At 66.2% G+C, this 24,716-nt stretch carries 23 protein-coding genes; 19 read left to right on the top strand and 4 right to left on the bottom strand.

What is annotated here, in order from left to right:
- The first annotated feature begins 53 nt into the window (after window positions 1-53).
- From AMS67_RS09265 to infB, 9 genes are all read left to right on the top strand, one after another.
- On the top strand, window positions 54-1,835 hold the full coding sequence (locus tag AMS67_RS09265) for a proline--tRNA ligase (protein ID WP_053387123.1): 1,782 nt from the start codon (window positions 54-56) through the stop codon (window positions 1,833-1,835).
- A 213-nt stretch (window positions 1,836-2,048) separates the two neighbouring features.
- The gene (locus AMS67_RS09260; protein ID WP_053354128.1) at window positions 2,049-2,342 is read left to right on the top strand and encodes a WXG100 family type VII secretion target; all 294 of its coding nucleotides are present in this window, start codon (window positions 2,049-2,051) and stop codon (window positions 2,340-2,342) included.
- A 67-nt stretch (window positions 2,343-2,409) separates the two neighbouring features.
- On the top strand, window positions 2,410-2,718 hold the full coding sequence (locus AMS67_RS09255) for a hypothetical protein (RefSeq protein ID WP_053387122.1): 309 nt from the start codon (window positions 2,410-2,412) through the stop codon (window positions 2,716-2,718).
- Window positions 2,715-4,790, top strand: a complete 2,076-nt coding sequence (locus AMS67_RS09250) for an alpha/beta hydrolase (RefSeq protein ID WP_053387121.1) — start codon at window positions 2,715-2,717, stop codon at window positions 4,788-4,790. Before AMS67_RS09255 ends, AMS67_RS09250 begins: the two co-directional genes overlap by 4 nt.
- Complete coding sequence (locus tag AMS67_RS09245; RefSeq protein WP_156316602.1) at window positions 4,787-5,410, top strand: hypothetical protein; 624 nt, start codon at window positions 4,787-4,789, stop codon at window positions 5,408-5,410. Before AMS67_RS09250 ends, AMS67_RS09245 begins: the two co-directional genes overlap by 4 nt.
- Before the next feature lie 99 nt (window positions 5,411-5,509).
- Window positions 5,510-5,989, top strand: coding sequence for an inner membrane protein YiaA (gene yiaA, locus AMS67_RS09240; RefSeq protein ID WP_053387119.1), 480 nt, complete (start codon window positions 5,510-5,512; stop codon window positions 5,987-5,989).
- An 89-nt stretch (window positions 5,990-6,078) separates the two neighbouring features.
- Window positions 6,079-7,074 carry a transcription termination factor NusA gene (nusA, locus tag AMS67_RS09235; protein WP_053354133.1) on the top strand — a complete coding sequence of 332 codons (996 nt, stop codon included), beginning with the start codon at window positions 6,079-6,081 and terminating at the stop codon, window positions 7,072-7,074.
- A 153-nt stretch (window positions 7,075-7,227) separates the two neighbouring features.
- The gene (locus AMS67_RS16870) at window positions 7,228-7,485 is read left to right on the top strand and encodes a YlxR family protein (RefSeq protein ID WP_075201300.1); all 258 of its coding nucleotides are present in this window, start codon (window positions 7,228-7,230) and stop codon (window positions 7,483-7,485) included.
- Window positions 7,486-7,560: 75 nt separating this feature from the next.
- The gene (gene infB, locus AMS67_RS09230) at window positions 7,561-10,287 is read left to right on the top strand and encodes a translation initiation factor IF-2 (protein WP_053387118.1); all 2,727 of its coding nucleotides are present in this window, start codon (window positions 7,561-7,563) and stop codon (window positions 10,285-10,287) included.
- A gap of 107 nt (window positions 10,288-10,394) precedes the next feature.
- Here the strand turns inward: infB and AMS67_RS09225 are convergent, their stop codons facing one another.
- From AMS67_RS09225 to AMS67_RS09215, 3 genes are all read right to left on the bottom strand, one after another.
- The gene (locus AMS67_RS09225; protein ID WP_053387152.1) at window positions 10,395-10,805 is read right to left on the bottom strand and encodes a VOC family protein; all 411 of its coding nucleotides are present in this window, start codon (window positions 10,803-10,805) and stop codon (window positions 10,395-10,397) included.
- A gap of 10 nt (window positions 10,806-10,815) precedes the next feature.
- Window positions 10,816-11,256 carry a helix-turn-helix transcriptional regulator gene (locus AMS67_RS09220; protein ID WP_053387117.1) on the bottom strand — a complete coding sequence of 147 codons (441 nt, stop codon included), beginning with the start codon at window positions 11,254-11,256 and terminating at the stop codon, window positions 10,816-10,818.
- Between the two features lie 126 nt (window positions 11,257-11,382).
- Window positions 11,383-12,231, bottom strand: a complete 849-nt coding sequence (locus AMS67_RS09215; protein WP_053387116.1) for a DUF805 domain-containing protein — start codon at window positions 12,229-12,231, stop codon at window positions 11,383-11,385.
- A 103-nt stretch (window positions 12,232-12,334) separates the two neighbouring features.
- On the opposite strand from AMS67_RS09215, the gene rbfA reads away from it, so the two are divergent.
- Window positions 12,335-12,769: a 30S ribosome-binding factor RbfA gene (gene rbfA, locus AMS67_RS09210; protein WP_053354137.1), complete on the top strand. Its 435-nt coding sequence runs from the start codon at window positions 12,335-12,337 to the stop codon at window positions 12,767-12,769.
- Between the two features lie 3 nt (window positions 12,770-12,772).
- Here rbfA and AMS67_RS09205 read toward each other — a convergent pair whose 3' ends face one another.
- Complete coding sequence (locus tag AMS67_RS09205; protein WP_053387115.1) at window positions 12,773-13,684, bottom strand: iron-sulfur binding domain-containing protein; 912 nt, start codon at window positions 13,682-13,684, stop codon at window positions 12,773-12,775.
- A 57-nt stretch (window positions 13,685-13,741) separates the two neighbouring features.
- Here AMS67_RS09205 and truB point away from each other — a divergent pair, with 57 nt between their 5' ends.
- The 9 genes from truB to AMS67_RS09160 all read left to right on the top strand — a co-directional run bounded on the left by truB (window position 13,742) and on the right by AMS67_RS09160 (window position 24,668).
- On the top strand, window positions 13,742-14,701 hold the full coding sequence (gene truB / locus AMS67_RS09200; RefSeq protein WP_053387114.1) for a tRNA pseudouridine(55) synthase TruB: 960 nt from the start codon (window positions 13,742-13,744) through the stop codon (window positions 14,699-14,701).
- Window positions 14,698-15,054: a hypothetical protein gene (locus AMS67_RS09195; protein ID WP_053387113.1), complete on the top strand. Its 357-nt coding sequence runs from the start codon at window positions 14,698-14,700 to the stop codon at window positions 15,052-15,054. The genes truB and AMS67_RS09195 overlap by 4 nt, the downstream gene beginning before the upstream one ends.
- A gap of 168 nt (window positions 15,055-15,222) precedes the next feature.
- Window positions 15,223-15,537, top strand: coding sequence for a WhiB family transcriptional regulator (locus AMS67_RS09190; RefSeq protein ID WP_075201299.1), 315 nt, complete (start codon window positions 15,223-15,225; stop codon window positions 15,535-15,537).
- A 56-nt stretch (window positions 15,538-15,593) separates the two neighbouring features.
- A complete protein-coding gene (locus tag AMS67_RS09185) occupies window positions 15,594-18,635 on the top strand; it encodes a glycosyltransferase (protein WP_241488034.1) in 3,042 nt (1,013 codons plus the stop codon).
- On the top strand, window positions 18,635-20,032 hold the full coding sequence (locus AMS67_RS09180; RefSeq protein WP_053387112.1) for a DUF5719 family protein: 1,398 nt from the start codon (window positions 18,635-18,637) through the stop codon (window positions 20,030-20,032). Before AMS67_RS09185 ends, AMS67_RS09180 begins: the two co-directional genes overlap by 1 nt.
- Window positions 20,033-20,048: 16 nt before the next feature.
- Complete coding sequence (locus AMS67_RS09175) at window positions 20,049-20,501, top strand: metallopeptidase family protein (RefSeq protein WP_053387111.1); 453 nt, start codon at window positions 20,049-20,051, stop codon at window positions 20,499-20,501.
- Window positions 20,502-20,613: 112 nt separating this feature from the next.
- Window positions 20,614-21,297 (top strand): MtrAB system response regulator MtrA, encoded by a 684-nt coding sequence (mtrA, locus tag AMS67_RS09170; RefSeq protein ID WP_053387110.1) that lies wholly within the window; start codon window positions 20,614-20,616, stop codon window positions 21,295-21,297.
- A gap of 9 nt (window positions 21,298-21,306) precedes the next feature.
- Window positions 21,307-23,001: an MtrAB system histidine kinase MtrB gene (gene mtrB / locus AMS67_RS09165; protein ID WP_053387109.1), complete on the top strand. Its 1,695-nt coding sequence runs from the start codon at window positions 21,307-21,309 to the stop codon at window positions 22,999-23,001.
- Window positions 22,998-24,668 carry an LpqB family beta-propeller domain-containing protein gene (locus AMS67_RS09160; RefSeq protein WP_053387108.1) on the top strand — a complete coding sequence of 557 codons (1,671 nt, stop codon included), beginning with the start codon at window positions 22,998-23,000 and terminating at the stop codon, window positions 24,666-24,668. Before mtrB ends, AMS67_RS09160 begins: the two co-directional genes overlap by 4 nt.
- Window positions 24,669-24,716 lie beyond the last annotated feature (48 nt).

Below are 24,716 nucleotides of genomic sequence, written 5' to 3'. Positions count from 1 at the left end.
GCACCAGACTACGGCGCACCACCGACACGGGATGCGCGGGATACGATGGTGAGGTGATTACGCGGCTCAGCTCCTACTTCCTGAAGACCCTCCGTGAAGATCCCGCCGACGCCGAGGTGGCCAGCCACAAGCTGCTCGTGCGCGCGGGGTACATTCGCCGACAGGCGCCCGGCGTCTTCGCCTGGCTGCCCCTGGGCCTGCGGGTCAAGGGCAAGCTCGAGCAGATCATTCGTGAAGAGATGGCGGCCGCGGGCGCGCACGAGGTGCACTTCCCGGCGCTCTTGCCGCGCGAACCCTACGAGGCCAGCGGTCGCTGGGACGAGTACGGCGATGCGCTCTTCCGGCTGCAGGATCGCCATGGCGCCGACTACCTGCTCGCGCCGACGCACGAAGAAGTCTTCACGAACCTCGTGAAAGACATCGTGTCGTCGTACAAGGACTTGCCGCTGACGATCTTCCAAATCCAAGACAAGTACCGCGACGAAGCGCGGCCCCGCGCGGGCCTGCTGCGCGGCCGCGAGTTCACGATGAAGGATGCGTACTCCTTCGACGCGACCGATGCCGGTCTCGACGCCAGCTACGAAGCCCAGCGCAATGCCTACGAGCGCATCTTCTCGCGGCTCGGTCTCGAGTACGCCATCGTCTCGGCCGACGCCGGTGCGATGGGCGGGTCGCGCAGCGAGGAGTTCCTGCTGCCGACTCCGATCGGTGAAGACACCTTCGTACGCTCGGCCGGGGGCTATGCGGCGAACGTCGAGGCCTACCGCACGCCGGCACCTGAGGCACTGCCGATCGAGGGGCAGCCGACCGCATTGGTCTTCGATTCACCGAACACCCCGACGATCGAAACACTCGTCGCGCACACCAACGAGGCGCTGCCCCGCGAAGACGGACGTGCCTGGACCGCGTCAGACACGCTGAAGTGCCTGGTGCTGGCGGTCACGCCGGTGGGCGGCGAACGCGAGATCGTCGTCGTCGGAATCCCCGGCGACCGCGACGCCGACATGAAGCGCGCCGAGGTTGCCTTCGCCGGTGCCGACGTCGAGCCCGCAACGGCTGCGGATCTCGCGAAGCTCCCCGCGCTGGTCAAGGGGTACATCGGGCCCGCGCTGGTCAGCGACTCAGGCGATGTCACCGCCGTGCTGGGCTCCGAGAGCTCGACGGGGCTGCGGTTCTTGGTCGACCCCCGGTTGGTGGCAGGCACCGCGTGGGTGACCGGTGCGAACGTTGACCAGAAGCACACGGCGCACCTCGTGTTCGGCCGAGATTTTCACGCCGACGGCGTCGTCGAGATCGCCAATGTGCGCGACGGTGACCCGGCTCCCGACGGCTCTGGCCCGATCGAGACCGCTCGCGGCATGGAGATCGGCCACATCTTCCAGCTGGGGCGCAAGTACGCGGAGGCGCTTGGGCTCAAGGTGCTCGATGAGAACGGCAAGCTGGTCACGGTGACCATGGGGTCGTACGGGATCGGCGTCACCCGCATCATGGCGATTCTCGCGGAGCTGCACCACGACGACCGTGGCTTGATCTGGCCGGCTGCAGTGGCGCCGTTCGACGTGCACGTGGTCGCGACGGGCAAAGATGCAGCGGTGTACGAGATCGCTGAGTCGCTCACAGCGACACTCGACGGCGCCGGCGTCGAGGTCATTTTCGATGACCGTCCCAAGGTGTCACCGGGCGTGAAGTTCGGCGACGCCGAGCTGCTCGGCGTTCCTCGCGTCGTGGTGGTCGGGCGCGATGCAACTGACGGGTTCGCCGAGGTCTGGGATCGTGCCGCGGGCACGAAGGAGAAGGTCGCGCTCGCCGACGTACCGGCGCTGTTCGGGCTGTAGTCCCTGCGCAGAAATGGGGGTGTCGCCGCTGGCGATGCCCCCATTTTTCGTGTGTATCCGATATCCGATTCGGCGAGTTATCCACAATTCGGTTGAACCGCCGTTCTCGGCTGTGCTCGACGCGTAGCGTGAACGTCCACGCCCCACCTCTGAGGGCGTTACGCACAGATCAGCACGCGAGCCGGGGGGATCGCTTGACGAAGGGAACCCCGCATGGCCAACATCACCGTCTCCTACGCCGAGATCGAGCAGGCGGCATCACAGCTCGGTGCCGGGCGCGACGACATCACCGAGAAGCTGCGTGCGATGCAGTCGCACATCAACACGCTCGTATCGTCGGGCTTCGTCACTGACCAGGCGTCGGGCAAATTCAATGGCGCCTACACGGAGTACACGGCGAGCGCGAACACCGTCGTGCAGAAACTCACTGAGATTCAATCGTTTCTGACGCAGACCGCGAGCGCGATGCGCGACCTCGATTCGCAGATCGCCGCGAAGATCAACTAGCCAGCCATTCCGGGTGGCGGGTGCGTGCACCCGTCACCCCCTCTGCCTCTGGAAGGAGGGGGTTGGCTTGGCTGACCGATTTACCATCTCTGACGACCAACTGAGTTCGGCCGGAACATTCCTGGTCGCCGCGGCGCACGTTGCGCGTGCGCAGAGTACGGGTGTCCCCACGGTCGAGTTCGAGAGTCTCTCTGGAATCGGCGACGACGTTCGCGCATTCGTACAGGGAATGCGGACCGGAATGCTCGCCCTCGCCGATGCCGGTCGCACCGCGACGGATCAGATCTCGATGCTCATGCGCGATGCTTCGGCCCTTGACGCGCAGGTTGCGAGCGCTCTCGGCACTGGGTTCGCACTGAGTGGGGGTGCGCGTTGACTATCTTCGTTCCCAACGGCCCAGACGCCGTGCTCGATGGCACTCCGATCGTCGGTGCGCCCGCGGAAGCGGCCGCGCTGGGCAGGTATGCCTCGGCGATCGCCGATGGCGCGAATCGTTATGGACTCAGCGTTCGGCAAGCGCACGTCGCACTGTCAACCGCCCAGAGCACGTCTCTCGACCAGTTGAGCGCGAAGCTCGCGGGCCGCTTGATCCCCGGCTCGAACGCGATGCGCGAGAGCGCGGAGCATGGCCGCCGTGCATGTTTGACCTACGCATCTGAGATCGACCGTATTCACTCGGCGGCCCGTGGCGTTCGTTCGACCGTGGCCGAAAGCCTGGATACTATTCGGCGCCGCGCTCACGACATCGACGACATCGCGTCGGCGATTCGCATCTCGGCACGGTATGCGTGGGATGAAGGGGCGCCCGGTGCGATGCCGACGCCGGTTCTCGGCCCGAACGCAGACGCGCTGAGCGCCGACCAGCGAGATGTCGCGGTGCAGAGCCTCTCGAGTATGTACGCCCAGCAGTGGTTGTTGGCGGCGGCGGAGTGGCGATCAGCGATCGAGAGTGTTCGAGACGCTGCGCGCCGCTGGCGCGATCTCATCGAAGAACGGTCGGCAATCGAGAAATCTTTCACCGCTGCGCTGGGAGCCACAACTCTCGGTCAGCTCATCAGTGTTGGCGGCGCGGGCAGCAGCAGGCAGGTCCACGCGATCTCTGCTGCGGTAGCCGGAGAGTATCGAGGTGTTGCCGCAACCGAAGCTGCTGTGCGCACGACTCATCCGTTGCTCTTGCAGCTGTTGGGCACGGAGTCGGGGGCGTTGATCTGGGATGCGCCGCCGAACTCAGCGGACGTCGCGCAACGCTGGGCTGCGATGAGCGAGGCCGACAAGAATCGGTTGATCGCCGAGGCGCCGTGGGTGATCGGGAATCTTCCGGGGCTTCCCTATGGTGTTCGCGATGCGGCAAACCGGAAACTCGTCGAGTTCTACCGACAGCATTCGTCGATGCTCTCGCCCGACCAGCTTCGGCTCGTGGCAGATGTCAGCCGGATCCTCGATGACGAGGCGGAGCAGATCAAGGATCGCGGGTCTGCCCGCCCTCCCATTCAGATGGTGGCGTTCGACATGTCGACATCGGTACCCCGGGCGGCCGTCGGGTATGGCGATCTCGACACGGCCGACGTTGCCACGTGGGAGGTGCCCGGGATGAACAGCGACGCGTCGATGGCTCTGGAGAGCTGGGACCGGTCGAGTCGAAACTTGTATCGCAAGCAGGGAGCGGAGATGGGCGGAGACCCTCCACGCGCCGTCGTCGCGTGGCTCGGATACGACACGCCAGATGGCGTGGATACGTTTCAGGTGCTGCTCACCGACGTTGCGAGACAGGGGGCAGCGCGCCTCGCGCTGGAGCTCGATGGCATGCACGATGCCCGTGTCACCCAGGGGAGCCGCATGCCCGTGATCTCTGTGGTCGCTCACTCGTACGGCACCACCGTCAGCTCGATTGCACTCACTCTGGTGAAGTATCCGGTCGATTCGTTCATCATGCTCGGGTCGGCGGGCCTCGACACCGCAATCGTGCGCACGCTTAACGACCTCAACGTTCAGGAGATCACCCCAGGTCAGCGCGCAATCTATACGACGCACGCATCCCAAGATGAACTTGCGCCGGCGGGGGCAGGGCTTGCCGGGAGAGGCCAACCGAACCCCGACGCGCGGGCGCCGTGGCTGCTCCCGGTCCACACGGCGAGTCCGGTGTATGCAGGAGCGCTCTCCTTTTCCTCTGAGGGTGATGAGAAGCGGAACCTGTTGCCAACCGACGGGCACTCGACGATTGGCAGCGGAGACCGGCGCGGGGTGTTCGGAATCTCTGCGTCAGAGGGTCAAGGGTATATGGATCCGCAGACGGAATCGCTCGCGAATGTGGCAGAGATCAGCACTGGCCACGTCAGCGACCAGCTCATGCGATCGCTGACTCGAAGCGAAGCAGCCTGTGTCGAAGTGCCCATCTTTCGTGGCGAGGTAGGACTGCCACGACGAGTGGACTGCGAGGTTGTGCGATGAAGGTGCAGCGACTGGCAACTCGACTCGCACTCCTTGCCGCCGTCGGAGTGATCGGAATCGGTGCGACCAGTTGCATGTCCGAACGACCAATCGTCAGTGATGGAAGGCCTATTTCAATTATGACGCTCGAAGAATCACAGCTCTGGGTCGCTGATCAATTCGACGATGTGGTGCGTGCAAGCGGTGTGGAAGGCGGGTGGATGGACGTGTACGAGCCCGACTTCGAATGGCGCTTTGAGCGCGACGCCGATATGCAGAGCATGATTGGCGTATGGACGCCACAGTACTGCGGTGATTCATCAAGGCAATTGGATGAAGTGCTCCAGAACAGCACGGCTCCAGACCCACTTCTGGCCGCAGCCAAGGTACGAGCGCACTGGGAAGCAAATGGGTGGACGGTGAGCGATGTTCGCTCGACGCAGTCGGAGGAGGAACCGGAGTTTCGAGCCGACCGAGACGACGGTGCGCTGCTCGGATTCTCGGTGAACGAGAACCGCATGTCCGTTGAGGTCATCTCTCCGTGTTCCGTGCATCGTTCACTCGTGCATTGGAGGCAGTCAGACGATCATGCGGGTGACGATGAGGCTTCGGTCGAGGAGGAAAGTGCCACGACGGAGTGAGGTGGCTGCTCTGCGACAGGGGCGCCGATGCCGCAAAGATTCACGAATCCGCATGCGGGTGCTTCTACGCTTCCCCGTACGACAAGAGAAAGGCACACCATGTCTGACGCACAGCGAACCAACAAACCGACCCCCGCGTTCATCGGAGCTTCGTGGGTAGCGCTCCTTCTCGGCATGGGCACCTATCTGATCGGCCTCGTCAATTCGCACATGGAGCTTAACGAGAAGGGCTATTACTTTGCCCTGCTCATGTTCGGGCTGTTCGCGGCGGTCTCTCTCCAGAAAACCGTTCGCGATCGCACCGACGGCATTCCCGTCACCAGCCTTTACTACGGCATCGCGTGGTTCGCCGTGGTGATCTCGCTCTCGCTCCTCGCCATCGGGCTGTGGAACGCGGAGAGTCTCATCTTGAGCGAGAAAGGGTTCTACGGAATCGGATTCGCCATGAGCCTGTTCGCATCCGTCGCCGTGCAAAAGAACGTGCGCGACCTCGCGCAGTTCAAAGCCGACCACCCCGAAGACGAGTTTTCGGCAGAACGCGGCGATGAAGGCCCACTGCGTGCGTACCTCAACAGCTGACGCGGCTCACTCCGGAGTGCGTTACCCTAGTGATTCGCCCGCCAACGCGGGCCATATCTGAATAGACATCTCAATACACAGGAGGCCCCGTGAAGATCGAACTCGTCACGCTGCGACAGATCGAACGTGAAAAAGAGATCCCCTTCGACGAACTGATTCAGATCATCGAACAAGCGATCCAGTCGGCCTACTTGCGTCACGCCGAGAACCAGAAGCTCCCCGTGCCCCGCGAAAGCGACGTGCGAGTGACCCTCGACCGCAAGACGGGTGAGATCTCCGTGCTCATCCCTGAGCTTGACGCCGACGGAGTCGTCATCGGCGAAGCCTACGTGACGACCGACGAATTCGGTCGCGTTGCATCGAGCGCAGCCAAGCAGGTCATCAACCAGCGCCTCCGCGATCTCAGCGATGATGCCGTGCTCGGCACCTTCAAAGATAAAGAAGGACAGATTGTCTCCGGCGTCGTGCAGCAGGGGCCGAACCCGCGCATGGTGCACATCGACCTCGGTGAGCTCGAAGCGATTCTGCCCCCTGAAGAGCAGGTGCCCGGCGAGAACTACGCGCACGGCACCCGACTGCGTGTCTACGTGACGAGCGTCTCCAAGGGCACCAAGGGGCCGCAGGTCATCGTGTCGCGCACGCACCCCGGCCTGGTGCGCAAGCTCTTCGAACGGGAAGTGCCTGAGCTTGCCGAAGGTCTCGTCGAAATCGTCTCGCTCGCGCGCGAAGCCGGCCACCGCACTAAGGTCGCGGTTCGCGCGAAGCAGGCAGGCATCAACGCCAAGGGCACCTGCATCGGAGAACTCGGCAGCCGAGTCCGCGCCGTGATGGGCGAACTCGGTGAAGAGAAGATCGACATCGTCGACTACGCGCCCGAGCTGCCCGCCTTCGTCGCCAACGCACTGTCGCCGGCCAAGGTCACCGACGTCTTCATGCTGAACGAATCGCTCAAGCAGGTGCGCGCGCTCGTTCCCGATTTCCAGCTGTCGCTCGCCATCGGCAAGGAAGGCCAGAACGCCCGACTTGCCGCCAAGCTCACGGGCGCGAAGATCGACATCCAGCCGGATTCGATCATGAACGACTAACTGAAGCGCTCGCGCACTCCCGTCGAAGCACAGTGCTGATCGGGGAGTGCGTCAGGACGCCGCGATACGTTCGCGGCACAATACTCATCCCGGCGGTGCCCCACCTGAGAGGTGGGGCACCGCCGGGCGTGCTGAAATGCGGAAGCTGGTAAGATGGATGCGGTTCGGACCTGTGTCGCGTGTCGTCAACGCGCCTCGCGCACAGACTTGCTCAGGGTGGTCGCACACGAAAATCGACTCGACGTCGATGATCGCGCGGTGCTTCCCGGGCGAGGAGCGTGGGTGCATCCCACGCTCGAATGTGTGAACCGCGCAGTGACCCGAGGGGTGTTCCCTCGAGCGCTGCGAGCATCGGGGAAGCTCGATGCAAGCCCTTTAGAGAACAGGCTGAAAACACTCATGGACAACTAATGAGCGGCTCACGATGAAGCCCGTCCGCTAATCAATGGTTCTCGCCTGTCTGGCGTGAACCCAGACAGGAGAAAAGTGGCAAACCCACGCGTACACGAGATCGCTGCGGAGATCGGTGTCGATAGCAAGGTCGTTCTGGCCAAGCTCAAAGATATGGGCGAGTTCGTCAAGGCGTCCTCGTCAAGCATCGCGCCCCCGGTGGCGCGCAAAGTCAAGGCAGCACTCGCTGCCGACGGCGTGACGCAGTCGCAGAGCGACAGCGCCGCCGCCCCCAAGCCTGCGCCGAAGAAGCCCGGCGCCGCACCCAAGCCCGGCCCCAAGCCGGCACCCCAGGCAGAGCCTGCCGCGCCCGCAGCTGAGGCACCCGCCGCAGCTCCGGCCGCCGACAAGAAGCCCAGCGCTTCGAAGCCCAGCGCTTCCAAGCCCGGCGCTCCGAAGCCTGCTTCGTCCAAGCCCGGTGGCTCCGCTGACGGCAACTCGGGTGCGAAGCCCGGTGCTCCGAAGCCCGCCGGCCCGCGTCCGGGCAACAACCCGTTCGCCTCCAGCCAGGGCATGGGCATTCCCCGTCCGCCGCGTCCGGGCAACAACCCGTTCGCTCCCAGCCAGGGCATGGGTCGTCCCGGTGGCGGCGCAGGCCGCCCCAACCCGGGCAACATTCCTCGCCCGGCAGCGCGCCCCCAGGGTGGCGCAGCCGGTGGCGGTCGCCCCGGTGGCGGCCGCCCCGGTGCCGGCGGCAACCGCCCCGGTGGCGGCGGCGGCGGCTTCAACCGTCCCGGTGGCGGCGGTGGCGCACCCGGTGCAGGTGGCTTCGGCGCACCTCGCCCGGCAGGCGGATTCGCCGGCCGTGGCCGTGGTGGCCGTGGCGCCGGCACGGCGGGCGCGTTCGGTCGTGGCGGTTCCAAGAGCAAGGCACGCAAGTCGAAGCGGGCGAAGCGGCAAGAGTTCGAAATGCGGGAGGCGCCGTCGCTGGGCGGCGTGAGCGTACCTCGCGGCAACGGATCGACTCCGATCCGTCTGCGTCGCGGTGCGTCGCTCTCAGACTTCGCCGACAAGATCGACACCAGTGCCTCGAACCTCATCACCATCCTCTTCCACCTGGGCGAGATGGCGACGGCGACCGAGTCGCTCGATGAGGCCACGTTCGAGATTCTCGGCGACGAGCTCGGCTACAAGATCCAGGTCGTCTCTCCTGAAGACGAGGATCGCGAGCTGCTCGAAGGCTTCGACATCGATATCGAAGCCGAGCTCGAGGAAGAGGGCGATGACGTTCTGCTGCCCCGTCCTCCGGTCGTCACGGTCATGGGCCACGTCGATCACGGTAAGACGCGACTGCTCGACGCGATCCGCAAGGCAGACGTGGGTGGCGGCGAGGCCGGCGGCATCACGCAGCACATCGGTGCGTACCAGGTGCACACCCAGCACGACGGCCGCGAACGCGCGCTGACCTTCATCGATACCCCGGGTCACGAGGCGTTCACCGCCATGCGTGCTCGTGGTGCGCAGGTCACCGACATCGCGATCCTCGTGGTCGCTGCAGACGACGGCATCATGCCCCAGACGATCGAGGCGTTGAACCACGCGCAGTCGGCGAACGTGCCGATCGTTGTCGCGGTCAACAAGATCGATAAGGAGGGCGCGAACCCGGAGAAGGTGCGTCAGCAGCTCACCGAGTTCGGTCTCGTCTCCGAAGAGTGGGGCGGCGACGTCATGTTCGTCGATGTCTCGGCGAAGAACAACGTCGGCATCAACGACCTGCTCGACGCGGTGCTGCTGACCGCTGATGCCGGTCTCGACCTCCGCGCGAATCCTGACAAGGACGCCCGCGGTGTCGCGATCGAAGCGAAGCTCGACAAGGGTCGTGGCTCGGTCGCAACCGTGCTCATTCAGTCGGGTACGCTGCGCGTCGGTGACGCGATCGTCGCCGGCACCGCGTACGGCCGTGTCCGTGCGATGACCGACGAGAACGGTGACGCGGTCGCCGAGGCACTGCCCTCGCGTCCGGTGCAGGTGCAGGGTCTCTCGAGCGTTCCGCGCGCGGGTGACAACTTCATCGTCACCTCCGAGGACCGCACGGCGCGTCAGATCGCTGAGAAGCGTGAAGCCGCCGAGCGCAACGCCATGCTGGCGAAGGCCCGCAAGCGCATCAGCCTCGAAGAGTTCACGAAGGCGCTTGAAGACGGCAAGGTCGAGTCGCTCAACCTCATCATCAAGGGTGACGTGTCGGGTGCCGTTGAGGCACTCGAGGAATCGCTCATGAAGATCGAGGTCGACGATTCGGTGCAGCTGCGCATTCTGCACCGCGGCGTCGGCGCGATCACCGAGTCGGACGTGGATCTCGCCACGATCGACAACGCGATCGTCATCGGCTTCAACGTGCGCCCCGACGTCAAGGCCCGCGAGCGTGCTGCTCGCGAAGGCATCGACATCCGGTTCTACAACGTCATCTACAACGCGCTGGATGACATCGAGAACTCGCTCAAGGGCATGCTCAAGCCGGAGTACGAAGAGGTCCAGTCGGGCGTCGCCGAGATCCGCGAGGTGTTCCGCTCCTCGAAGTTCGGCAACATCGCTGGTGTCATCGTGCGCAGCGGTACGATCACCCGCAATGCCAAGGCGCGCGTCATCCGCGAGGGTGTCGTCATCGCCGATGGCCTCGCCATCGAATCGCTGCGTCGCTTCAAGGACGACGTCACCGAGGTGAAGACGGACTTCGAGGCCGGTATCGGTCTCGGCAAGTTCAACGACATCCAGATCGGCGATGAGATCGAGACCACCGAAATGGTCGAGAAGCCGCGCGACTAGTCGCCGGCCACTCCACGCCAGAGGGCGGGCAGGATCACGGAATGGTGATCCTGCCCGCCCTCTGGCTTACCACGGCAACTCGGTGCGGCCCGAGGCGCACCGAGGCGTCAGCCGAGCTGCTGCACGCGCACCGTATTGCCGGCCGGGTCGCGGAACGCGAAATCGCGCGTGCCCCAATCCTGCTCCATCGGCTCCTGCAGCACCTCGACCGTTGACGCTTCGACACGCTCGAACAGCCCGTCGAGATCGTCGGTCGCGAACACGACCGAGGCGTACGAGCCCTTTGCGATGAGCTCGTTGATCGTCTGTCGCTCGGCGTCGGTGAGGCCCGGATCGACGGCGGGCGGAGTCAGCACGATCGACGTGTCGGGCTGGGCAGGGTGCCCAACGGTGATCCAACGCATCTGCTCGTAGCCGACATCATTGCGGATCTCGAAGCCCAGCACATCGCGATAGAACGCGGCTGAGGCATCGGGGTTGAGGTGGGGGAGGAACGTGACGTGAATGTTGATCTTCATGAACATCACGCTAGTCAGGTGAGCTCGGTGGAACTTCTCGATTCCTGACCGGTTTGGTGACCCGAAGGGTGACGATACCCGGAAGACCGGTCAGGGGAGCGGCGCCTTCGCGCCGGTACCGGCCGGGTGATACCCCGACGAGCTCGGTGAAGCGGGTCGTGAATGTACCGAGCGAACCGTAACCGACGGCGAAGCACACCTCCGTGACGCTGAGATCACCCCGCCGCAGCAGTGTCATCGCCCGCTCGATGCGCCGCGTCATCAGATAGCTGTAGGGTGACTCGCCATACGCGGCGCGAAACTCGCGACTCAGGTGACCCGCCGAGTATCCGATGTCAGCGGCCAGCGAGCCGACATCGAGCGGCGCTGCATAGTCGCGGTCGATACGATCGCGCACCCGGCGCATGCGTTCCAGATCACGGAGGCGTTGCTCGGCGCGGTCGGGATCCATGCCCTCACTGTATCGACCTGGCGCCTGTGAGCGCGCGTGCAACCTGCGGCCCACCGCAACCCGGAAACGACCGGGGCCCGCACCTCCTCGAAGAAGATGTGCGGGCCCCAGCCGGTGCTGCCGTGCTCAGACGCGGTCGAAGCGTCGCCCGAGGGGGCTGGGGGGCAGGCACATGAAGACGAGAACGACCAGGCCGCCCAGGTACGGAATGAACGACAGGAAGTAGAACGGCCCGGCGAAGTTGGCGTCGTGGAATCGTCGCCACGAGATGGCGAGACCCGGCACGATCGTTGCGAGGCCGATGACGAGCAGCAGGATCGCGCCGATGATGACCAGGCCGATGCCGACACCCGCGGCAGGTGCGGCTGTTGCCGATCCGTACCCGCTGCCGAAGTCGTCATCGTAGTAGGACGACGTTGCGCTCGCGCTCGCCAGCATGACGATGCCGATGATGTAGAGCACCAGCGGAATGAGGCTCACCAGGAACGAGAATAGCGCGATCCACCAGTATTCGCTGCGCGAAGCGCGGCCCGAGAAGTTGGCGTAGTTCTTGAAGAAGCGACGCACCGACTGCCCGAACGTCGCGCCGTAGAGCGGGCGAAGGAGATCTTCGGGATCGACCGCACCGTTGAACGGCTCGCCGGGCCCGGGCACTCCCGTGACGCCTGCGGCGTAGGCCGGGGCCGAGGCGTACTGGGGCTGCGGCTGGTTCGGGTACAGCGAGGCGGCCGGGGGCGTGTACGGGGGCGGCGGCTGCTGCGGGGCGCCGTACTGAGGCGCACCGTACTGCGGCGCCTCGTACTGGGGAGCCCCGTACTGCGGCGGCTCGAAGGTCGGCGGCGTCTGCTGTGCGGGCGACTCCCACTGCGGAGCGGCCGGCGGCTGGGGCGCCGCGGGATCCTGCGTGGACTCCGAGCCCGGTACCGGCTGCTCCTCGGGAGCTCCGGAGTTCTCAGGGTTGGGCGGATAAGTCATGAAAGCGCCTCCTCAAGCGACGGTCGCGTACGTTCCGACTGCTCTCTATCGTAGAGGGAAGTGTCGGCACGATCTCGGAAAGTGTCAGCGGTAGGCTGGGCGCATGAGTAATCCACGGGCGGGTAAAGTCGCCGAGCGCATTCAGCAGATCATCGCGCGGCGCCTCGAAAAGGGGCTGCGCGATCCGCGCCTCGGCTTTGTCACGATCACCGACGTTCGCGTGACGGGCGATTTGCAGCACGCGAGCATTTTCTACACCGTGTACGGCGATGAGCAGGAGCAGACGGACACGGCGGCCGCGCTGAAAGCGGCGACCGGCATGCTGCGCACGGAAGTGGGCAAGCAGCTCGGCACGCGGTTGACTCCGACGCTCGAGTTCATCCACGATGAGCTGCCCGAGAGTGCTCAGCACCTCAACGACCTGCTCGCCGAGGCGAAGCGTCGCGACGAGGAGTCGGCGGCACTGGCATCAGGTGCGCAGTATGCGGGCGAGGCCGATCCGTACGTGAAGCCGCGCGAGGACGACGAGCGCGAGTAGTCGCTACGGCAGCCGAGCGCGCCCCTCGAACTCGACCATCAAGCCATCGGCGATGAGCGAGTCGTAGGCGCGAAGCGGCTGTTCCGGATCGCGGACGCCCCCGTCGGCGGCAGCTGCGAGCGCACTTTCACGCATGACTGCCTCGGAAGACCGACGCAGCAGCGCCATGATGCGGCCGCGTACCTGGCGGTCGCTGCCGGCGAAGGCAGCCTGTTTGGGGCGCTTCTGCGGCGCATTGTCGGGGTAGCCGGCACCCCGCCATTCGCACCAGGCAGCGATCGGGCAGGCGTCGCACTTCGGTGCGCGAGCCGTGCATACGACGGCGCCGAGTTCCATCGCCGCAGCGTTGAAGACGGCAGCTGACGCGCGCTCTTCGGGGAGCAGCGCCTCCATATCGGTGAGATCGGAGGGCGCTGGCATTCCCGCAGCGGCGCGACCGTGGACGGCGCGCGCGATGACGCGCCGGGTATTCGTATCGACGACGGGGTGGCGCTCACCGTAGGCGAATGCGGCGACGGCGCGCGCCGTATAGGGGCCGACACCGGTGAGCGCGAGCAATTCGTCGACATCGCTGGGCACGACATCGCCGTGCTGCTCGGCGATTTCGACGGCGGCGCGGTGCAGCCAGAGCGCGCGGCGCGGATAGCCGAGGCGATCCCACGCCCGTACAGCTTCTCCGGGTTCTTCCGCGGCGAGAGCCGATGGCGTCGGCCAGCGCTCCAGCCAAGTCACCCAGCGTGGGAGCACGCGGTCGACCTGCGTCTGCTGCAGCATGAATTCAGAGACGAGGATCGCCCAGGCCGAGAGATCGGGCGCCCGCCAGGGCAGGTCGCGAGCCGAACGCAGGTACCAGGCGTTCAAGGCTTCGGCGAGGGCCGATGCCGCCGGGCCACCGGTTCCTTCTGCTGCGCTCATCGGCTCCAGTGTAGGCGCGCAGGCCGACTGCGAGGTGCGACCGCGTAGGCTGTCAGGGTGACGAACGACCCCGCTCCGCTGCCCGCCCAGGGTGCCATTCTGCTCATCGACAAGGCGGAGGGGTGGACGAGTCACGACGTGGTCGCGAAGTCGCGTCGTGCGTTGGGCACACGCAAGGTCGGGCACGCCGGCACCCTCGATCCGATGGCGACCGGGCTGCTCGTGCTGGGCGCCGGGCCGTCGACGCGTCTGCTCACGCACCTCGTGGGCCTCGAGAAAACATACGTCACGACGATTCGCCTTGGGTCCGCCACCGTGACCGATGATCGCGAGGGCGAGCGCATCAGCGTGGCGACTCCCGAACAGATCGCAGCGGTCACGCGCGAGCGCATCATTGCCGCAGCAGCCACGTTGACCGGCGACATCGAGCAGGCGCCGAGCGCGGTGAGCGCCATCAAGGTCGACGGCCGTCGGGCGTACGACCGCGTGCGCTCGGGTGAGACGGTCGAGTTGAAGAAGCGGCCCGTGACTGTGTACGCCTTCGAGCTCGGCGATCCGGTGCGCACGACTGATGAGTCAGGTGCGGACGTCGTCGACATCGACGCGACCGTGCGCTGCTCGTCGGGAACCTACATTCGGGCGCTCGCGCGCGACCTGGGGGCACTGCTCGACGTCGGTGGCCACCTCACTGCGCTGCGCCGCACGCACGTCGGACCGTTCGACGTGAGTGGCGCTGCAGCTACGGCGGAGCTCGCGGATGGCGGGCCGCTCCCGCTGCTGCACCCCACGGCGGTCGCGACGGCGCTGTTTCCCCGCGTCGACCTCACGGAGTCGCAGTCCGTTGATCTCGGCAACGGCAAGAAAGTGGTGATCGATGCCGAAGGCGGCACTGGCCACGATGCCCCGCTGGTCGCAGCAGTCGGTCCCGGAGAGCGTCTTGTGGGGCTGGTCGAGGTGAAGCGGGGGCGCTTGCGGGCGGTCACGAACTTCCCGGTCGTACAGGAGGCCGCGCAGTGATTCTGTGGTTCGCCATTGCGATCATTGCCATCGCGCTGCTGGCAGCCGGCCTGTGCTCCGTGGAGGCGCTGCGCAAACGTGCACCGAACGATTACACCATGGGCGCGACGCTGCTCGTCGCGCTGCTGCTGGTGGCGCAGGTCGTGGTCTCGATCGCCGCTCCGGCGTCGGGCAACTCGCCGGTGGGCGATCCGCTCGAATTCTGGATGTACTTGATCGTGGCGCTGCTGCTGCCACTGTGTGCGGGGTTTTGGGCGCTGGTGGATCGCACGCGATGGGCCAATCTCGTGCTCGCGGTGGTGCATCTCTCCGTCGCGGTCATGACCTACCGCATGCTCGTCATCTGGGGATGACGCATCCGACAGATCGGAGCACAGTTGCGACACGCCAGCGTGTCCACCACCCTCAATGCGTTGTCGAGGGTTTAAAATCCTCAGCTTGACTTGAACGAATCACAACGGTGTAATTATGGGAGTGCGATCGCGAACCCGCATCGCTGACGTCGAGGAAGGGACGGTCTGTTGAGCGACACATCGCACACGCCGGTACCCGGCAACTGGTTCGTTGATCCGGTTTTCCTCGGCACCCCGGGTATTCGTCGCGAGGGCGACGACGAAGCACTCGCGTGGCAGACGGATGCGCTGTGTGCGCAGACGGACCCCGAAGCTTTCTTCCCTGAGAAGGGCGGCTCGACGCGAGAAGCCAAGCGCATCTGCGAGGGCTGCGAAGTGCGTTCGGATTGCCTGGAGTACGCGCTCGAGAACGATGAGCGCTTCGGTATCTGGGGCGGCCTCTCCGAGCGTGAGCGCCGCAAGCTGCGCCGCGACGCGATCTGACCCGCACGGCATGGCTCCACGGTGCGCACAATTTCCGCACCTAAACTGACCGAGTGATGCGCACGCGAGTAACCGCCATCCTGGTCGCCCATCGGGGCGGCGAATGGCTCGACCAGACCATCGCCGGCATTACCGGCCAGACGCTGGCGCCCGCGAACGTCATCGCGGTCAACAACGGCGGTGCCGATTCGGTGCGCGAGCAACTGCTCGCGAGCGGTGCGGAGCGAGTGGTCGGCATTCCGACTCGCGTCTCGTTCGGCCAAGCGGTTGCGCGTGGAGTCGAGGCTTTGGCGCCGGCCGCAGCAGATGGTGCGGCGGCCGAGGCAGACTGGATCTGGCTGCTCAGCGAAGACTCATGCCCCGAACCCGAAGCACTCGAGCACATTCTCAGCAGTGTGCAGCGCGCCCCCTCGGTGGTGGTCGCCGGCCCGAAGATCGTCGACTGGGATCATCCCGAGCGCATCATCGAGCTGGGCCAGAGCCTGACGCGCTACGGCGCTCGATGGACATTGCGTCGCCAGGAACTCGACCAGCAGCAATACGACCACATGCAAGACGTGCTGGGTGTCGGCCCGGTCGGCATGCTTGTGCGACGCGACGTCTGGGAGCAGCTCGGCGGGTTCGATCCCGCACTGCCCGTCTACGATGACGGCCTCGATTTCAGTGTGCGCGCACGACTCGCCGGGCATCGTGTCGAGGTCGCGCCGGCCTCGCGCGTGCGTTTTGCGCAGAGCGGTATCGCTGGCCCGCGCATCGATCGACGCCGCTCGGTGATGCGGCAAGCCCATCGTCAGGCACGGGCGTCGCACCTGCATCGTCGGATCTCCTACGCCCCGGCATTCTTCGCGTTCTTCGAATGGTTGGGTCTGCCGATCTACGCGCTCCTGCGCGTGCTCTGGGCGCTGATCCGCGAACAGCCCGGCAATATGCTCGGCGAATTGATCGCGACGTTCTCCGTATTCTTCACCCCGCATGCGATTCTCGCGTCGCGCCGACGCATTCGAGCTCATTCGACCGCCGGGTGGGCAGCCGTGCGGCAGCTGCGCATCGACCCGAAGACCGTGCGCACGGCGCGGATGATCGATCGCGAGGCGATTCTCGCCTCGACGGGGCAGCAGCGTCGCGAGATGCACTTCATCTCGTCGGGTGGCCTCGCCGTGCTCGCCGGATCCGCGGTCGCTGCCGTCGTACTGCTGTGGTGGGCGCTGCCGCAGACCAGCCTCTTCGGGGGAGGCCTGGCACCGCTGAGCCCGATCGATCAGCTCTGGTCGAATACCCGGCCCATCGACGGCAACCCCGCTGATCCGTTCACCTGGGTGCTCGCACTGCTCGGGTCGCTGACGTTCTGGAACCCCTCGCACATCATTGTGCTGCTCATGGTGGTGTCGATTCCGCTGACGGCGCTCGGCGCCTGGATCTGGGGAGCACAGCTCACCGAGTCGAAGGCGGGGCGTGCACTGCTCGCGCTCGGGTTCAGCCTGAGCCCCGTGCTGCTCGGGTCGCTGGCCGGGGGGCGCTTGCAGACGCTCGTGCTCGCCGTCGTTCTTCCGTGGTTGCTGCTCGCTGCCTCTCGCTGCCGAGAATCGTGGAGTTGGGCGGGCACGGCGTCGCTGCTTGCAGCTGCCGCGCTCGCCTCCGCACCGATCCTGATTCCTGCCGCGCTGGTCATGCTGGTCATCGGACTCTGCACGACGCTGCGGGGAGCCGCTCGAGTGCTGAAGACGGCGCTGGTGCCGGCGATTCTGTTCGCGCCGAAGATCGTGACGAGCCTGATCGCGGGGCGACCTCTCGACATTCTCGTCGACCCGGGCATCGTTTCACCGTTCCAGCCGGGGAACACCTGGCACCTGATGCTCGGTTTCCCTGAGTTCGGTCTGGAGGGATGGGCCGGAATTCTCGATGGCATCGGACTCGGCGGGCCCCCGGCGACGCTGCTCGTCGGCGTGCTCATGCTGCCGCTCGCCCTGCTCGCGCTCCTGGGACTCTTCACCGGTCGAGTCGCCGTCACCCTGCTGCATGCCGCTCTCGGCGGTCTGGGCCTCGCCACAGCGGTCGCCGCGGCGCAGCTGCAGCTGACGGTTGCCGGCGACACGGTGATTTCGGTCTGGACGGGATCAGGCCTGGCGCTGTATTGGATCGCACTGGTCGGCCTCGCCGCCGTGGGCGCCCACGCCCTGCGACGCGGTGCTGCACCGGTGGTGTCGGTCGCGCTCATCGCCGCGATCGTGGCGGTCGGCCCGGTCGCCACACAGCTCGTGCTCGATCGAGTCGGCTTCGCGCCCGCGAGCGACCAGATGCCGGCGCTCGTGCAAGCGGCGGGCGAGACCGACCCCGGCGTGCGTACCCTGGTGATTTCCGCGGAGAGCGCGCATTCGGTGCGCGCCGAGCTCGTGACCGGCAGCGGCCTGCGACTCGACGAGATCCGCACCTCGGTCACCACGCCAGAGGCGAGCGCTGAGGATCAGCAGCTCGCCGACCTCGTCGGCGGTCTGGCCAGTGTGGGCGGCGCCGACGTGACCGACGCTCTGCATGAAGCCGGTGTCGGGTTCGTGCTGCTGCCCGCGGGCGGCGACGATCTCGAGCGCTCGGAGCTGCAGCGCGTCTTCGATCAGCATCAGGCGCTCTCGAGCGCCGGGCTCACCGAGCAGGGATTGCTCTGGAGAGTGCAGCAGCCCGAAGCCGCCGCCACGGACCCCGGTGACGCGGGGACCCGGTTGGGAGGCACCTCGCTCAGCGGATCGACGATCTGGGCAATTCAGATCGTCGTGCTGCTCGGGGTCTTGCTGCTCGCACTGCCGACCGCCGAAGTGACCTACCGACCGGAGCGTCGAAAGAAGCCGTCGCGTCGCAAGGCGCGCGCGGGTCGCGAACGCGCCGCCGTCGCCGCAGACTCGACGCCGGCCACCGTGCACACCGACCCGGTTATCGACAGTGGCGACGCGGGTGCCCCCGAGGCGGAGTCCAAGCCCAACCTCGAGCCCGTCACCGCCCCCGAGGTCGCAGACAGCGAAACGTCGGGCGATCCGGCACCGTCTGCATCACCGACGATCGATGCGCCCGCAGGCGACGACACCGAGTCAACCGAGGGGACGCGCTGATGACCGATCGATCACGACTGCTGCGCGGCGGCGCCCGCGCCGTTACCGGCCTGCTCATCGTCGCCGCAGCAGGTGCGACCGCGGTGCTCGCCGGCACCGTCGAGCTCCCCTCGGTCACCGTGGAGCCTCTTGCGATCACCGTTGACACCACGCAGAACACCACGCGCACGCTCGTGTGCGCCGGCGCATTCGCCGAACTCGGAGCCGACACCTCGCAGCCCGGAGTAGCGATTCCCGCGGGTGAACCGACGCTTGCGGTCTCGGGCACGGCCTCGGGCACCTCAGTGCTCGCTCGGTCTTCGGGAGACAGCGGATTGCCCGGGGTCATCACCGCCTCGGCATCTGACCCGCTCGCGACGGTGCAGACCCAAACGGTGAACTCCGACAGCCTGCGCGGCACCGTCGCGAGCAGCTGCACCGAACCCGTCAACGAGCAGTGGCTCATTGGAGGAGCGACGTCGCTCGGCATCTCGACGACCTTGAGCCTGGGCAATCCCGGCTCGGTGCCGGCGACGGTGACAATCAGCGTGTACGACGAGAACGGTGCGGTCGATTCGGTGCAGACAGCGGGCGTACTCGTTGCGCCCGGAACGCAGCAGATCGTGTCGGTGAACGGATACGCCCCTGATCGTGAACGCCTCGCGGTGCGCGTCGAGAGTACTGGAGCGCCGGTCACTGCCCATCTCGGCGTGGCGCAGAGCTCGGGGATCACACCGTTCGGCGCGTCTGCGGTCACCTCGCAGGTCGAACCTCAGACCTCGCTCGTCATTCCGGCATTCGAGAACGCGGACGGCGACGATCGTGGGCCGAACGACTCGGGTGAGGGCGACGCGTATCCGGTCGTCGTGCGGGCGCTCGCTCCCGGTGAATCCGGCGGCACCGCGGCGGTGCGCGCGGTCGATCGTGCGGGCAAGGCGACCGACCTCGGAACCATCGACCTCCTGCCGAACACCGTGGGCGAACTCAGCGTCGCCGCGCTGCCGGCCGGGGCGAACGCGATCGAGATCGACGCTGATGTGCCGATCGTCGCGAGCGCCATGGGCTCGGCTGGTACCGATGAAGCGCACGATTTCGAATGGTTCACCCCCGCGTCCGCGATCGCCGCAGACACCGAGGTCGCCGTGCCGGTCGCGAAGGGCGGCCGACTCGTGGTGGTCAACCCCGGTACCGACGAGGCGAAGATCGAAATCGCAAGCTCGAACGGGTCGGGCAAGCCGTCGACGGCTACCGTCGAACCCGGTGCGGCTCTCGCCGTCGAGGCCCCTGCCGACGCCGTGCTGACGAGCTCGGCACCCGTCTTCGCCGGCGTGCGCATCGTATCGGGATCGTCGATCGCGGGATACCCGATCATCGCTCCCGACCCCCGCGACGGTACGCTCACGGTCTACCCGCGCTAACGCGTAGACTCGAGGCATGTTCGGTCGTCGCAGGGAGCCGCAGGCCCCGCAGGTGCCGTCTCGCGGTCGTGGTTCACGGCACGGGCGGCGGCCGATCCGCTCGTCGCTCTCAGGGCCGACGCTGCCCGACCCCGAGAGCCGATTCCGCCGATTCGAGGCCGACGCCCGCGCCGCCGTAGAGGTGTTGCAGGGGTATCTGCCCGATGAGTTGCGCGGAGTGCGGTTCGGGTTTCAGACGGCTCCATCGCAGGCTCCGGGCGAGAGCCAACTGCCGCTGCTGTACACGATCGATCGCGCGTCGCGCAGCATCGTGCTCTATCGCATGCCGATTCAGCGGGCGAAGGGGCTGCACGTCGACGATGCCGAGCACCGACGGTCGTTCCTGGAGTACTGCGTGTACCGTGCGGTGTGCGAGTATCTCGGCGCCGACCCGTGGGATTTGATTCCCGGTCGGTTCGACCACTACTGAGGGCCACTCGCACCGCTTCAACGCCGTTCTCGACTGAGTGCGGTCGCCGCGTCGCGCTGATGAGGGCCGCGCATTCCGCAGTTCTTGATGCTTTGCAGACATAATGGGAACCATGATCGCGCGCATCTTGGTGGTTGACGACGACAGGGCTCTGGCGGAGATGCTGGGGATGGTGCTGCAGGGCGAAGGATTCGTCACTGAGCACTCCGTCGATGGCGCGGAAGCGGTCGAGAAGTTTCGCGAGATGCGGCCCGACCTGGTGCTGCTCGACGTCATGCTGCCCGGGCTCGACGGCATCGAGGTGGCCGAGAAGATCCGCGCCGAGTCGGGTACGCCGATCATCATGCTCACCGCTCGCACCGACACCCGCGATGTGGTGCGCGGGCTCGAGGCCGGTGCCGATGACTACGTCGTGAAACCGTTCAACCCCGCCGAGCTCATCGCGCGCATCCGGGCACGGCTGCGCGAACCGCAGCCCGACTCGGTCGAGACGCTGCGCATCGGCGATCTGACGATCGATGTTTCCGCGCATGAGGTGCGACGCGGCTCGCAGCCGATTCCGTTGACCCCCTTGGAGTTCGACCTGCTCGCGATTCTTGCCCGCAAGCCGCAGCAGGTGTTCACGCGCGAGGTGCTGCTCGAGAAGGTGTGGGGGTACCAGTACAAGGCCGACACCCGCCTGGTGAATGTGCACGTGCAGCGTCTGCGCGCGAAGATCGAGCAAGATCCGGATCACCCGACCATCGTCACGACGGTGCGCGGGGTCGGGTACCGTGCCGGTACCCCCGTCGACTAGGCGGGCGTGATGTCGTCGCGCGCGCGCCGATCAGCGATCATCACCGCGGTGCGGCGCGCTCGTTTGAAGTGGCTCCGCTTCTCGGAACCGGTACTGGGCCGCTTCCGTGCGCGTTGGCGGCGCTCGCTCATGCTGCGGACCATGACCATCACCGGCATGGTCACGGGGTTCATCGTGCTGGTGGCGGGCATCTTCATCTTGACGAGCGTCGCCGACGACCTGTACTCATCGCGCATGGAGCAGGCGCTGCAAGACTCCGCGAGAGCGACCGTCGCGGCCCAGCGGCAGATCGATGCTTCGGATGCGACCGATCGCGGGGGTCTGTCGACGCTCGCCGCCTCGGTGCGTCGCACGGTGCAAGACACCTCGTCGAGCCAAATGGTCTATCTGCGCAGGCAAGCGGGGCAAGAGAGCTTCGCCGATGCGCCGCCGCCCTCCTTCACGAGCACCATGCTGCCCGACGCGGTGAGCCCGGAACTCTCGCGCGCCGTGCAGTCGACGACGGAGGCGCAGCACTGGCAGGCGGTCACGTTCACTGCCGAGAATGGGGCGATCTCATCAGGAATCGTCGTTGCGTCGAGCCTGACATTCCCGTCGGGTGCCGGCACTTACGACCTGTTCATCGGCTACAACCTCGCCGATACCCAAGACACGCTGGCGTTCGTGCAGCGCACCCTCTTGATCACGGCGGCGGCGATGATGGCGTTCATCGGCATTCTGGTGTGGATCATGTCGCGCATCGTCTTCCGACCCATCCGCTCGGCGGCGGCGGCGAGCCGCAGGCTGGCAGCCGGAGAGAGCGATGCGCGCATGCCGTTGCAGAACGACGAACACTTCGACGTGCTCTCGGAGGGCTTCAACGACATGGCCGAAACCCTGCAGATGCGCATTCAGGAGCTCGATCAGCTCTCCGAGATGCAGCAGCGGTTCGTCTCCGACGTGTCGCACGAGTTGCGTACACCGCTGACCACCGTGCGCCTCGCGAGTCAAGTGTTGCAGAGCAGCGCGAAGGGGCTCGAAGCCGGCCAGCAGCGCGCGGTCGAAGTGCTCGGCGACCAGATCGATCGCTTCGAATCATTGCTCGAAGACCTGCTCGAGATTTCGCGATATGACGCAGGTCGAGTGACCTTGGAAACCGAGCCGACCAATCTCGTGACCCTCGCAAGCGAGGTGGTGGCTGGGCTGCAGCCGCTCTCGAAAGGCATCATCGAAGTGCGTCCGCTCGGGGGCTATGCGCCCATCGACGTCGACGCTCGTCGCATCCGTCGCATCGTCTCGAATCTTGTCGGCAACGCGATCGAGCACGGTGAAGGGCGTCAGATCGTCGTCGCCATCGATTCCAACGCTGCGGCGATCGCGTTGTCGGTGCGCGACTGGGGCATCGGCATGCAAGCGGAAGACCTGGAGCACGTGTTCGACCGATTTTGGCGCGCGGACCCGTCGCGAAAGCGGACATTGGGTGGCACCGGGTTGGGGCTGGCCATCGCGCAGGAGGATGCGGCTGTGCACGGCGGCATCATCGAGGCCTGGTCGCGTCTCGGCGAGGGCACGAACTTCAGGCTGACGCTGCCGAGAGGTGAAGCCGTCAGCTTCATGTCGCCCCTGCCCCTCGTACCGGAAGACGTCGCAGCGGCGGGGGATCCGACCGCGACCGGTGGGTGGTTGCGACGCCCGGGGCGCAGAATTCGGAAGGAGAAGCGGTGAAGCGAACACGATGCGGTGCGATCGCCGTGATCATCGGTGCGGCGCTCGCGCTGACCGGGTGCAATGCGATTCCCGGCTCGGGCCCGGTGCAGGTCGGTCTCGACAATCTGCAGCAGGCGGAGCAGCAGGTGCAGTACAACCCGGACGGACCCGCTGCCGGGGCGTCGCAGGAAGATATCGTCCGCGGCTTCGTTCAGGCGGCGACCTCCAGTGAAGACAACTACGCCGTGGCCCGCGAGTTCCTCGCGCCGAACTACGCCTCGCAGTGGAACCCCGACTCCGATGTGCTGATCGATGATGGGAGCCGCCCCTTCACCGCGAATGAGGACGGCTCCGGGACCCTCGCGGTAGCGGCATCCGCGAAGCTCGATGTCGACGGCTTCATGCTGCCGATCGAGCCGGGGGAGAGCACGAATCTGCGCTTCGAACTCGAACGGGTCGATGATGAATGGCGTATCTCGTCGGCGCCGAACGGCATCATTCTCGACACCACGATGTTCACCACGATCTGGTCGCAGCACCAGCTCTACTTCGTCGGCCCGGGTGAGACGCTCGTGCCCGAAACCCGCTGGTTCATGACCCGGGCCGCGCTCCCGACCGAGATCGTGGGGGCGCTGCTCGCGGGGCCGGGCGAGCGTCTTTCCGAAGTCGTGCACAGCGGCTTTCCGACGGGCACCGCCCTCGTGATGAATTCGGTGCCGGTGACTGACGGACGCGCTCGTATCGACCTGACCGGCAACGTGCTCGAGGCGAGCCCGACGGCGATGGGCGAGATTCGGCAGCAACTGCGTCTCAGCCTGCAGACTGTGCAAAATGTGAGCGGCTTCGACTTGACCGCCGAGGGCACGGCGGTGCGGTTCGACAGCGCCGAAGGCACTGCGGAGCCGCAACTGGTGAACGACGTCACCGACGCTGCAGTGTTGAGCGGCGACCAGTTCGGCACGATCGTGTCGGGAGAGTTCATCGCGGCTGGAGGGTTTGAGAACACACTGGGAGACTACGATCCGAGCGCGATCACGCTGAACCCGGCAGGAGACGCGGCCGCGCTGCTCAGCAGTGGTGGCGTGACCCGGGTCGACGCACTCGGGGTGGTCGCGATCGACGAGCGCACCGGGCTGCTCCCGCCCATGTTCGATCGCTTCGGATACATCTGGACGCTGCAGTCGAGCTCGGCGCAGACGCTGCAGGCGACGACCCGCGACGGTGCGTCCGTGCAGGTCGCCGCCCCGTGGCTCGCGGGGCGGTCGCCCGTTGCCGTGCGCCTCTCGCCCGATGGCAGTCGCATTGCAGCGCTCCTCTCAGACGAGCACGGCTCCCAGGTACTCGTAGCTGGAGTGGTGCGCGACGAGAACGGTGTGCCGGTGCGCACCACCGATGAGGCCGACGTGCAACTCTGGGCAACGGGCGCCCCCGTCGATCTCGACTGGGTCGGCCAGACGCGATTCGCCGTGCTCACGAAGGGCGATTCGACGAGTCGCGTGACTCTCGGGGGAGTCGGGCTGTTGCCGATCGATCAGGGGTCTGTGCAGGGCGGAGTTCACCTCATGGGTGGTTCGGCGCGCACACAGCTGCGCGTGCTCGGACAGCGGGGCGACCTCTACGCGTCGCAGGCGAGCGGGTGGCAGCGCACGGCGACGGATATCGCGGTACTGGCCAAACGCGGGTAGTGGGGGCGATGCGGCGATTGCTGCGTGCCGCCGGTCGAAATGATGCGC

It is taken from the genome of Leucobacter japonicus (assembly GCF_001273855.1).
In the GTDB taxonomy this organism is placed as follows: domain Bacteria; phylum Actinomycetota; class Actinomycetes; order Actinomycetales; family Microbacteriaceae; genus Leucobacter; species Leucobacter japonicus.
The sequence above is the reverse complement of the archived record's forward strand: the minus strand, read 5'-3'. Positions and strand labels throughout refer to the sequence as shown.